General features: G+C 39.4%; 6 protein-coding genes and 1 pseudogene. 5 read left to right on the top strand and 2 right to left on the bottom strand.

Features of this window, described 5'->3' with window-relative positions:
- The 5 genes and pseudogenes from QUB16_RS02605 to QUB16_RS02585 all read left to right on the top strand — a co-directional run.
- A pseudogene (locus tag QUB16_RS02605) lies at window positions 1-430 on the top strand (chromosome partitioning protein ParA); the annotation flags it as partial.
- 79 nt (window positions 431-509) lie between these two features.
- Window positions 510-1,532: a glycosyltransferase gene (locus tag QUB16_RS02600; RefSeq protein ID WP_333313812.1), complete on the top strand. Its 1,023-nt coding sequence runs from the start codon at window positions 510-512 to the stop codon at window positions 1,530-1,532.
- 115 nt (window positions 1,533-1,647) lie between these two features.
- On the top strand, window positions 1,648-2,055 hold the full coding sequence (locus QUB16_RS02595) for a hypothetical protein (RefSeq protein WP_333313810.1): 408 nt from the start codon (window positions 1,648-1,650) through the stop codon (window positions 2,053-2,055).
- A 102-nt stretch (window positions 2,056-2,157) separates the two neighbouring features.
- Window positions 2,158-4,263 carry a glycosyltransferase gene (locus QUB16_RS02590; RefSeq protein WP_333313808.1) on the top strand — a complete coding sequence of 702 codons (2,106 nt, stop codon included), beginning with the start codon at window positions 2,158-2,160 and terminating at the stop codon, window positions 4,261-4,263.
- A gap of 37 nt (window positions 4,264-4,300) precedes the next feature.
- Window positions 4,301-9,832: a glycosyltransferase gene (locus tag QUB16_RS02585; RefSeq protein ID WP_333313807.1), complete on the top strand. Its 5,532-nt coding sequence runs from the start codon at window positions 4,301-4,303 to the stop codon at window positions 9,830-9,832.
- Window positions 9,833-10,056: 224 nt separating this feature from the next.
- On the opposite strand, the gene QUB16_RS02580 is transcribed toward QUB16_RS02585, so the two are convergent.
- Together QUB16_RS02580 and QUB16_RS02575 are read right to left on the bottom strand one after the other, a co-directional pair.
- Window positions 10,057-10,914: an FkbM family methyltransferase gene (locus tag QUB16_RS02580; protein WP_333313804.1), complete on the bottom strand. Its 858-nt coding sequence runs from the start codon at window positions 10,912-10,914 to the stop codon at window positions 10,057-10,059.
- A gap of 216 nt (window positions 10,915-11,130) precedes the next feature.
- Window positions 11,131-12,768, bottom strand: coding sequence for a tetratricopeptide repeat protein (locus QUB16_RS02575; protein ID WP_333313802.1), 1,638 nt, complete (start codon window positions 12,766-12,768; stop codon window positions 11,131-11,133).
- Window positions 12,769-12,791 lie beyond the last annotated feature (23 nt).

The raw sequence follows: 12,791 nt of genomic DNA, 5'->3' as shown, positions 1-12,791 counted from the left end.
TTATCAGTCTCAACTTCTCCAAGTTCAGGAAGAGTCCCAGCATTATCAGTCTCAACTTCTCCAAGTTCAGGAAGAGTCCCAGCATTATCAGTCTCAACTTCTCCAAGTTCAGGAAGAGTTGGATCGATCGCATTTCCAGCAGCAATATGCTGTTAGCGATCGAGGTGTCGAGAGTCAGATGCCGTACACACTTCTAGTGCGGGATGCGTGGTATGCTTACCAAAGTGGCGATTTGAAGAAAATGCAACAGTGTTTGCAGGAGTCTTTGAAAATTACACCTATTTCACGAACCGAGTCTGTAGTCAACTGGTTAGAGAGTTTTTGCCAATTCTCGGCGGAAAAGGGACAGCCCTTTGATACCTACAGTTTGACTAACTCACAAGAGTGGAAACGACTGATGCAAGGGAGGTTCACTGTCAGTCAGATATGAGTCATCTTCTGATACGGATTGGGTCAATATACTGGAAAAAAACAACAACAAACTAAGTAATTCGCAGAGGGATTAAACCGTGGAAATAAACCAACAATTAGCTGAAGCCCATGCTGAAATGGCGATGCTTTATGCTGAACTAGGGCAAATATGGTTACAGTTGGACAAAAAACCAGAGGCGATCGCGTATTTAGAAAAAGCGCTCGCGTTAGAGCTAAAATTAGAGGATAGTAAGGAGCTTTATCATAAACCGGAAGTGTGGGTTAAGGCGGGTGATAATTTAGCTAATGCAGAAAGATGGGATGAGGCTATAGTTCACTACCAACGAGCCCTAGAGATTGAGCCAACCTATCACCAATCTTACCAAAACTTGGGTATTGCTTTAGCGAAAGTAGGTAAGATAGAAGACGCGCTCGCATCCTATAGTCAGGTGCTAGAAACCAAACTAAATACTAAGCCATTGGTTAGTGTTGGTATTCCAACTTATAATCGGGCCCATCTAATCAAACGTTCTCTTACTTCAGTTATTAACCAGGACTATGATAATATTGAAATAGTCATTTCAGACAATGCCTCAACTGATGAAACTCCATTGAGATGTCAAGAATTTTGTGAACAATATGAAAGAATTAAATATATACGTCAACATACTAATTATGGGCCAACAAGGAACTTCAGGGAAGCTTTAGAGCATTCTGATGGAGAGTTTTTTATGTGGCTTGCTGATGATGATTACTTAGATTCTTCTTATATCAGCCAGTGTGTCAATTTTTTACAAGAAAATCCAGATTATTCTTTAGCCTGTGGACGAAGATTCTACTTCAAAGAAGACAACAAACAAGACCTCGGTGAAAGGGAGTTTATTTATGAAGGTCAAACAAGCGAATTCTCTCAGGATAAGGCAACAGAAAGAGTGAAAGCTTATTATCAAAATGTAGGAGATAATGGATTTATGTATGGTCTGTATCGTCGCCATCAATTATTGGGTGTTCCAATGAATCATACAATGGGAGGAGATTGGCTGTTTATAGCATCAATTGCTTTTTTGGGAAAAGTGAAAACCCTGGAAAATGTCTCTATTAAGAGATCAGGTTATTGTTGAGGGCAGGCAACCATAACACTTTCCCTCCTTGTCATTTTTTTAGGAACGGAAATGTCATAAAAACTTTCAATTCTAATTCAAGTTAATTGTTCATTCAATGTAATATATGTGATTTATGGTTGAACACATTCATATTTCAAAGTATGGTCAAACAAGTGCTGGCTACAAACAAGCAACTGTGTCGTATGGTTTTCCCAAATTTCAGGGAGAATATCCACATTTGAGTATATCAATATCTGCTTTTAATGACATTCTTTTCTCGCCTATATATGAATGCTTAGAGCCATCAGAGCGTTTTGATTTGGCAACCGAAGTTCAAAAAATAATATGTGAGCGACATGGTGTAACGTGGAATAAAGCCCTGTTTCTACTCCTCAATTACATTGACAGATATCATCATGTTCCATCTGATGATATACTACTGAAAATTGGACAATTGCAAAAAGAGATAGTAGATCCTATTGAAAGAGAGGAAATGAAACAATTAGTTAGTTTGTACTTAAGTATGCAGACCACGCTTTAAAACTTTTTAGCAATTGGTTTGGCTTTAAAGAGATGAATCAAGAACTAGAATAGCATCCGTACCAAAAAAATACTTTATTGAGAAAAAATCAAGGAGACTCAAATGGAACTAAAACAATCACAGTCTTGGTTAGAGCAAATCAAGGCCGACCTGGAACACTCCCAGTCTCAACTGCATCAAACTCAGCAGGTGTTGGAAGACTCACAGTCCCAATTCTCTCAGAATACATCTTTGTTAAGCTCACCCCAAAAAATCCTTTTCTACTATACAGGACTAACCAATTCTAGCCAACATTTTGCTGGCTCAAGCTCCGCTGTAGTTACTCTAGCAACAGAATTAGCCAAAACGGATCTTTTTTCTATTCATATTACAGGGGATTATATTCGAGATAACGAAACTTATAAGGGTGTTTTATTTTTGCCATTGCCTGATTCAGAAAATCGATCAAGATTTCTGAGTATCTATGACGTTATAATTTTCGCAACTCATTTACAGGCTTTTTCTCAGACAGTCAAAACGCCAAATCAAGTTTGGGCTTTGCACCTACACTGTTGGGATATAGGAAGTGTTGAATTAAATAGAGTTAATGACTTTGACAGGGTTTTATGCCTATCAGAACTACATCGGCAGCACATTATTCAGCAAGGCGTTTTATCCAAAAAAGTTAGTGTTCTTAGTAATATCATTGATACCAAAAAATTCACAAAACAGCCTGTGGAGAGAAAAAAGCATTCTCTTATGTTTGCTGGTGCAATTGTTGAACACAAATGTGTTCATATACTTTTGGAGGCTTTCTCTAATGTGCTACAAGTTTTTCCAGATGCACAACTAGACATTTATGGAAGCGCGACTATGTGGCATGAAGGTGATACTTACGAAAGAGCTATGAGGACAAAAAGTCTTGAGATTGGTAACGTATATTTTTATGGGAGCGTACCCAAGACAGAAATGCCATTAGTTTACTCTCAACATAGTATTGTATGTGTCCCATCTCAGCTTGAAAGTTTTGGTTTGGTAGCGGTAGAAGCACAAGCTTGTGGTTGTATTCCCGTAGTTCACAATAGTGGTGGAGTAAGCGCTACCCTCTTAGAGGGTAAGACGGGATTTTTATATTCCCCCAATACGGCTGAAGAACTAGCAAATACTATTATCAGGGTACTAACTAAAATTGAGAGTGGTGAGTCTATGGGAGAAAACGCCGTAAGTTTTGTTACAAACACATTTGATACAGAAAAAACAGTCAATAGCGCTTTAGAACTGATACAGTCATTAATTAATTCAAAAACCAGTTTAGCACACACAAATAATACTAAAATGACAGAGCCATCTTTCAACGTGAACGATATTAAACATTTACTGATTGACTCTATTAGAGCATCAACAGTTAAACACAGAGTTTATGCTTTAATTTCTAAGTTAACTACAGATCAGTGGCTTAACTTAGATTTGCAAAAATATTCTGCAAAGCAAGAGAATATTTCTAATTGGTTTGATTCGGTATCTTTTTTAAATTGGTATGCTCACAGCTTTAAACCTAGAAATTATTTAGAAGTAGGTGTCAGGCGGGGGCGTTCAATAGCACAGGTGTTAGTCGAGTCTCCTGATGCAGAAGTATATGGGTTTGATATGTGGATATCAGATTACGCTGACGCTCCTAATCCGGGGCCCGAATTTGTTATGGAGGAATTAGGAAAGTTAAATATTAAGAAATTACCCACGCTAATAATGGGAGATTCTCACGAAACACTACCTCTATTTTTTGCGGATACTAACAAACCTCAAGAATTTGATTTGATAAATATAGATGGCGATCATAGTTATGACGGCGCTAAATTAGATTTGGAAATAGCTTTTGCTCATTTAGCACCAGGAGGAGCATTACTTTTTGATGATATTCGTCATAATGGTTGTCCTGAATTAGGGCCTCTATGGAATGAATTTAAGGCTAAGTTTCCTGACTACATTTTTATTGAAGATTACTCGGGTACGGGTACAGGTATAGGGTTTAAGCCTCCTTTTACCAAAATAGCTACTTTTTTACTGAGTCAAGATAAAAGTATCTATGCAAGTAAAAGTCAAGTTTCTTTTTCAGAGAAAAGATTAATGGAACTAAAACAATCACAGTCTTGGTTAGAGCAAATCAAGGCCGACCTGGAACACTCCCAGTCTCAACTGCAGCGCTTTAGAACTGATACAGTCATTAATTAATTCAAAAACCAGTTTAGCACACACAAATAATACTAAAATGACAGAGCCATCTTTCAACGTGAACGATATTAAACATTTACTGATTGACTCTATTAGAGCATCAACAGTTAAACACAGAGTTTATGCTTTAATTTCTAAGTTAACTACAGATCAGTGGCTTAACTTAGATTTGCAAAAATATTCTGCAAAGCAAGAGAATATTTCTAATTGGTTTGATTCGGTATCTTTTTTAAATTGGTATGCTCACAGCTTTAAACCTAGAAATTATTTAGAAGTAGGTGTCAGGCGGGGGCGTTCAATAGCACAGGTGTTAGTCGAGTCTCCTGATGCAGAAGTATATGGGTTTGATATGTGGATATCAGATTACGCTGACGCTCCTAATCCGGGGCCCGAATTTGTTATGGAGGAATTAGGAAAGTTAAATATTAAGAAATTACCCACGCTAATAATGGGAGATTCTCACGAAACACTACCTCTATTTTTTGCGGATACTAACAAACCTCAAGAATTTGATTTGATAAATATAGATGGCGATCATAGTTATGACGGCGCTAAATTAGATTTGGAAATAGCTTTTGCTCATTTAGCACCAGGAGGAGCATTACTTTTTGATGATATTCGTCATAATGGTTGTCCTGAATTAGGGCCTCTATGGAATGAATTTAAGGCTAAGTTTCCTGACTACATTTTTATTGAAGATTACTCGGGTACGGGTACAGGTATAGGGTTTAAGCCTCCTTTTACCAAAATAGCTACTTTTTTACTGAGTCAAGATAAAAGTATCTATGCAAGTAAAAGTCAAGTTTCTTTTTCAGAGAAAAGATTAGTTGTCCACTTTTTTACGATCGTCCTTAACGGTGAACCCTTTGTTCGGTATCACATTGACATATTGAAGCAACTCCCCTTCAAATGGCACTGGCACATAGTTGAAGGTGTAGCTGATTTGAAACATGATACTGCTTGGAGTCTTGAACTTGGTGGAAACATTACTAATGAACTCCATCGAAATGGACGTAGCAAGGATGGAACCAGTGAATACCTGGATCGACTTAAGGCACAATACCCAGAGAATATTACACTTTACCGAAAGCCAGAAGGGGTTTTTTGGAATGGTAAACGAGAAATGGTTAGTGCGCCACTGGCTAATATAAATGAAGAATGCTTACTATGGCAAGTAGATGTTGATGAATTATGGACTGTCGATCAAATATTGACAGCCAGAGAAATGTTTATTAATAATCCAGATAAGACAGCGGCGTGGTACTGGTGTTGGTATTTTGTAGGCAAAGATTTAGTGGTTACTACTCGCCAATGTTATACTCAAAATCCTAACCAAGAATGGCTAAGAACTTGGCGATTTAAGCCAGGTTTTATCTGGGAAGCACATGAGCCACCCCGACTAATAGAGGTATTACCTAATGGTCAAAGACGGGATGTCGCAACAGTTAATCCTTTTTGTCATGATGAAACAGAGGAAAAAGGGTTAGTATTTCAACACTTCGCTTATGTAACTTTGGAGCAACTTAGTTTTAAAGAAAAGTATTATGGCTATAAAGATGCTGTTAGTCAGTGGCTGTGTTTGCAAAACAATACAAACTTTCCTGTTTTATTGCGTGAATATTTAGGATGGGTAAAAGACGATACGATTGTTGGTAAAGCCGAGTCATATGTAAATCAGATTGCTTTTCAAAAGAAAGATGGTACTTGGGCGTTTAAGCAACTTGATGAATCATTATTAAAAATGAGCCATATCAGAGTAATTGTTGATGGTGTATTTTTTCAACTTAACAATACTGGTATAGCTAGGGTATGGAAGTCCTTGTTAGAAGAATGGGTAAGGGACGGCTTTGCTAAAAATGTGACAGTGATCGATCGCGCCGAAACTGCCCCTAAAATTTCAGGTATTCGGTATCGAACCGCAGCCGCTTATGACTATGATACAACAGAGTTGGATCGGCAAATGCTCCAGCAAATATGTGATGAAGAAGGTGCAGATATCTTTATTTCCACATACTATACAACTCCCATATTAACCCCCTCTATATTTATGGGATATGATATGATTCCAGAGCTAACTGGTCATGAACAAAATAACTCCCAATGGCGAGAAAAACACTATGCTATTCAAAATGCTTCCGCATACCTTACTATTTCAGAAAACACTGCCCGTGACTTAATGGGATATTTTACCCATATATCACCTAATTTAGTAACAGTAGCTCATTGTGGAATTTCCTCTCAATTTTATCCAGTTAACCATAATACAATTGATGAATGGAAAAATTCTTATGGCATTAGCAAGCCTTACTTTCTTTTGGTAGGCGAAAGAATTGGTTGGCAAGGTTGTAAGAATTGCATATTATTTTTCAAGGGTTTTGAAAAATTGCCGAACCGACATAATTTTTCTATTGTTTGTGCAGGGGGAAAAAACGAATTAGAGCCTGAATTTCAACAATATATTTCAGATAGTCAAACTCACATATTACGTCTCACTGATGAAGAGTTAGCAACTGCCTATTCTGGCGCAATAGCACTAATATACCCTTCTCTATACGAAGGATTTGGAATGCCTATTTTAGAAGCGATGTCCTGCGGTTGTCCAGTTATTACCTGTGCTAACTCATCTATAAAAGAAGTGGCGGGATCATCAGCCTTGTATGTCAATAGCTATGAAGTTGATAGCTTGGTTTGTGCTTTGCAAGATATTCAAAGACCAGAAAGAAGAAACCCATTAATTGCTGCTGGATTAGATCGGGCTAAAAAGTTTTCGTGGTCTAGGATGGCACAAATAGTTAAGACGGCAATCATGCAAACAATTAATGCAACTACTCCTACTAAATTTTTAGGAGCTAACAATAATAACCAAGAAACAAAACAAGTTAGCCCTGCTATAAATATTGAGCAAGCTAAAGTGCATAAAATACCGAATCAATTTACGGTTTCTGCTATTATTTCTACCTATAACTCAGAGCACTTCATTCAGGGTTGCTTAGAGGACTTGGTGCAGCAAACGCTGTACAAGCAAGGTAAGGTTGAAATTATTATAATTGACAGTGCATCTGAGCAAAATGAACAAGCAATAATACGCACTTTTCAGGCAAAGTACCCGAATATTATCTACGAGCGTACTATTGAACGTGAAACAATTTATTCTGCATGGAATAGAGCCGTTAAAATGTCTCGCGGGACTTATATTACTAATGCTAACACTGATGACAGGCATCGACCTGACGCGCTGGAGTTTATGGCTAAATTTCTGGATAAAAATCCTGATGTTAGTCTGGTTTATGCAAACCAGTTAATTACTACAATTCCTAATGATACTTGGGTTGCCACTATAACTGATAGATGCTTCAATTGGCCATCATTTGAGTATGAAACACTTAAGATGCAGTGTATTGTTGGTCCACAACCCATGTGGAAAAAATCTCTTCATCATAAGTATGGGTATTTTAAAGCTGAATTGCGTTCTGCGGGTGATTATGAATTTTGGCTACGGATAGCTAAATACGAGAAATGTGTTCATATAGATGAAATTTTGGGAATTTATTATTACAATCCTAATGGTTTATCTACATCTAATGGAACAGTAGGAACCCAAGAAACTCATCAAATATGGCAAGACTATGGAGTTAGGTATGAGAGTCTTACGCCTTTAAATGTAGAGGGGACAATTTCCTCACAAGAACTTAATGCGTTACCTTATCGTCAAAGTGGACAAGAGATAACTACTGAGTCTATAAATAAGGCTTTTTTAGAGAAGCAGGTGGAGTTTTGGAACGTAAGTTCGTTAAATGAAGCAATGTTCTATAGGGTTTTGACTGACGATGCTATTATTCAGATGTCTGAGGAAGATCAATGGAAAGCATGGGAGCAGTCTGTACAACCGTCAGTTCAAGCTATTTTAGAAACTATTCCTTGGAAACCAGAATGGAAAGTTTTGGAAATTGGTTGTGGCGTTGGTAGGCTAATTAAAGCAATGCGTGAAATATTTACACTGGTAGATGGTGTAGATATATCAGAGAAAATGATTCAGTTTGGCAAGCAATATTTAGCAAAAGGCAAGCTGAATGGCAATTTGTATGTTAATAATGGTAGTGATTTACAAGAACTAAAGAATGAAAGCTATAATTTCGTATATAGCATGATTGTTTTTCAACATATTCGTTCTATTTCTGTAGTTAAAAGCTATTTTCGAGAAATTTTTAGAGTATTGAAGCCGACTGGATACTTTAGAGTTCAAGTACATGAATATCAAGATGTTCCTGGGTCATATGCTAAGTTTGATGAGGAAGCTGACGCAGACACACAATATTGTTTTGCTGGAAATGGTTACACAGTAAAGCAACTTACACAGTTGTTAAGAGAGCCTGGTTTTGAGATTAATTCAATTGAATGGAAGAGTCCTTGGATTTGGGCAACTGTTCAACGGCCAATGTTATCATCTCCTCGAATTCCTGTTGTCCCTCTAGTTAGTGTGATTATCCCTACTAGAAATCGACCTAATATGCTTAATTTTGCTGTGGAAAGCGTGCTTAGTCAAAACTACAAAAATGTAGAAATTATCGTTGTCAACGATGGTGGTGTTGACGTACAATCAGTCATATCACGCCTTAATACCAGGGGTAACATTGTCTACAAAAAACACGATCGCGCTCTCGATCGTTCCGCCGCCCGTAACACTGGCATCCGCGCCGCCCGTGGTAAATACATCGCCTACTTAGACGACGACGATATCTACTACCCCAATCACATCGAAACCCTAGTCAAATTCCTAGAAAACAGCGAATATAAAATCGCCTACACCGATGCTGTCATGGCACAGCAGGAAAAAGAAAATGGTGAATATGTCACTGTTCACCGTAGTGTCCCCTATTCCTTAGACTTTGATAATGACAAAATCTTAGTGAGTAACTGCACTCCTAACTTATGTCTAATGCACGAAAAATCTTGCTTAGATGAAGTGGGCTTATTTGATGAAACCCTATCAACCCATGAAGATTGGGATTTAATAATTCGGCTATCTCGCAAATTTGACATAGCCCATATCAAAGAAACTACCTGCGAATTTACCCAAAGAAATGATGGCACTAACACCAGTAGCCATAACCGAGCCGATTTTACTCGCACTAGGGAAATTATTTTTAACAAATATCGCCCGTATGCAGAGGCTAACCCCGCTATTTTAGAGGCTCAAAAAGAGGCTTTTATTGGAGAAGCAAAAGAGTTGGCCCAGCAAGTACAGCAGATACAAGCACAATTTACCCAATCTCTGGATAGATTACAGTCTCAGTTAAAAGAAAAAGAGTCACACTTACAGCAAACTCAAGCAGAAAAATCTGACTTATCAGCGCAAGTGGAAACTTGGCAGCGCTCGACTCAGGAGGTACAAGCTAAATTAGAGGCGACTCAATCGGAAAAGGACGGGGTAAAATCTCAGTTGAATAGTTGGAAACAAACGGCAGAAGAAATGCAGAGAGAATTGGATCGCTCGCGTTTAAAACTGAAACAAGCGCAGTCACAATTAGCAACGATCAACCCTAACTCTGATAAAGTAACGATAAATTAAGACCATTTGGCCAATGGCCAATAACAAAAACCATGACTACCTATTTTCAAACAGCTAACCAACTGAAACAAAAAGGTCAATTATCTGAAGCCCTTGCGTTTCTGGCGTAAACCGGTTCATCCTCAATACATTCAGTCGCTTGAGTCTGACTCATCCAATTAACACACTTGTTGCGATCGCATTATTAAAATCTGATGTGGTTAGATCGAATGAATCTATAGTTTCTAAAAAATAAGGTAGTCGTGAATTTGGGTTTCCCGTATAATATTTGACAGGTAGTTGATCGTAAGCACCGGCTGTGCCTGTTCGATCTGAATTCTACTCATTGGAGTAAATTGTTTGAATACTGGTTCAATACAACGACTGGTGGCAAAGATAAAGCCATCGAAAGAAGTAGTGCCGTAATCGAAATCGGACGATACTTCAATTCTATAATCGAAATTCTCAAGCCGTTTTATAATATCCTGATGCAATTGTTGGGAATGAGTTGAAATAAAGAGATAGTCTATGATTTTGGTTGCTAATGAATTGGAGCCATCCTCTAGCATTTCCATCTCATATCCTTGAATATCACAATGAAGTATGTCAAGTTTCTGTATTCTTCTTTCCTCTAAATATTTATCAACCCCAAACTGATTTTTACCGACAAACGCCTGTGTGAATTCGCCAAGGAAGCCATTCTGCTCAAAATTATGCTTTCCTGCGTTTAGATTTTCCAATTCTGGCTCTACCAGATGAACGGTTGCATTGGAACGAGCCATTTTTAGCCACATTGAGTAGTGCCCCCAGTATGCACCAAGTTCAAGCATTATTGGCGAAATTGGGAAGCGATTTAAGGCCTCTTGAAATACAAATTCTTCTAATGGTTCATGTACCCCGCGATTTATGGAGAGAATAGAACTGAATGCACCGTAGTAGGCGTAAGGACCAGATATTGGCACCTTCAAACCGTTGTGAAGATAAACATAGTTGCCGTCCACAAAGCCAGCACGGGGATCTCTCTGTATGAGAAGGTTGAGTGGGTCTGAGACGATTTCTCTGAATCGGCCTGTAAAATCATCAGCTTTAGCTTTTTCTCCCATGTGTTCTACCTTTTGTAAACAAGCGATTTTCTAGAGTTTAGTGGATGTATGTACTTAAAATAGCTCTTGTCAAGAAAAGGTATAACGGGACTTAAACAAAAAAACGGAAACCATCCCAATCAGAATTAGAGCGATCGCCTTTCCCGCTCGGCAAATCCTAGACCAAAAAACCCGGTTTTTCCCAAAAACCGGGTTTCAGAAAAAAGCCCAAGTCTATTACTTCGCCTTTAATTCCAGCCCCCGACGATAACAAACACTAGCCTCCTTTTGTCGCCCCACCTTAGCCAAGGTATCACCCAACTTATCATAAACCTCAGCTAAATTAGGATTAAGATCGATCGCCTTTTGATAAAACTCGATCGCCCTCTCTAGCATTCCCTTACCGAGCCAAACATCACCCAAACCCGCGTAAGACATAAAATCATTAGGGTGAAGCTTCACACATCGATCGTAAGCCTGGATCGCCTCATCCCACCGCCCTTGTTTTGCCAAAGCTTCCCCTAAATAATGCTGCGCCTCCCAAGAGTCTGAATTTCGATCGAGAACGCGGCGGTATTGAGCGATCGCCCCATCAAACTGCCCTTGTTCTGCCAAAGCCTTACCTAGCTGCAAATAAAGCTCCGAATCGTCAGACTTAATCTCCACAGCCTTTTGAGCCGCCTCCAAATTGCTTGGATTCAATTTGCTTGCCCTGCGATAACACTTTACCGCCTCATCTAAATCCAGCTCAACATCTTTCTGAAGCGGTTGGACGCGAGCTCTTCTTTGCAGGGCTTCCCCTAAATGACAGTGAACTACATCGGAATCAGGAGCAATTTCCAAAGCTTTGTGATAGGCAGAAATCGCCTCATCGTACCGCCCCAACTGATATAGAGCAAACCCCAAATGGTCTTGAGCCTCCAGCGAATTTGGCTCGAACTCAACCGACTTGCGATAAGAACCCACAGCTTGCTCCCACTTTTGCAATTTCGCCAAAGCATCGCCCAAATGCTGGTAAATCACTGCCGCATTCGGTACGATATCAAGCGCTTTCCGATAAGATGCGATAGCATCCTCCCAGCGCTGCACGATCGACAAAGTATGCCCCAAATAGTGATGAACGATCGCCGAACCCGGTTCCAACTCAGCGGCTTTCGAGTAAGCCGCGATCGCCTCCTCCCATTGACCCTGTGCCGATAAAGCCGTTCCCAATTTATAGTAAATCCAATGGAAATCAGGCTTCAACTGAATCGCCTTTCGGTAATAACCCACGGCTTCTGCTAATTCATTCTTACCTTGCAAAGCCTCTGCCAACTTCAGGTATAATTCCCCATCACCCGGATTTAGCTCGATCGCATGATGCAAGCACTCAATCCCTTCATCAACCCGTCCCTGTCTTGCCAAAGCCTCCCACAAATTTTGGTAAGGCAAAGCCGATTCCGAGTCAAGCTCGATCGCTCTTCGTAAACAACTTATAGATTCATCCAGTTGACCTTGCAAACACAAACCCTTACCCAAGCTGTTATAAAACTCATAAAAATCCGGATATATTTCCACAGCTTTGCGGTACGCAGCAACCGCTTCATCTAGATTGCTCTGCTGTTCCAAAACCTCCCCTAAATTGTGCCAAGACCAAGCCGAATTCGGGTTAAGTTCGCAGGCCCTGCGGTAACTTTTCTCCGCCCCATCCCGCTGCCCCAATTTCGCCAAAACTTCACCCAAATTGTGGTGATACCAGGAAAAATCCGGGTTGAGTTCAGTACACCGCTGGTAGGCGGCGGCGGATTCCTCTAATTTATCCGACTGTTTCAGGAGGTTGCCTCTATGAAAATAATTAGAAGCAGTCTCTTCATGCACTTGTAATGAGTTATTCATAATTTTGTACCGTAGATTTCATT

The organism is Microcoleus sp. D3_18a_C4 (assembly GCF_036702415.1).
Taxonomy (GTDB): Bacteria; Cyanobacteriota; Cyanobacteriia; order Cyanobacteriales; family Microcoleaceae; genus Microcoleus.
This window is presented reverse-complemented; position numbering and strand designations above follow the sequence as displayed.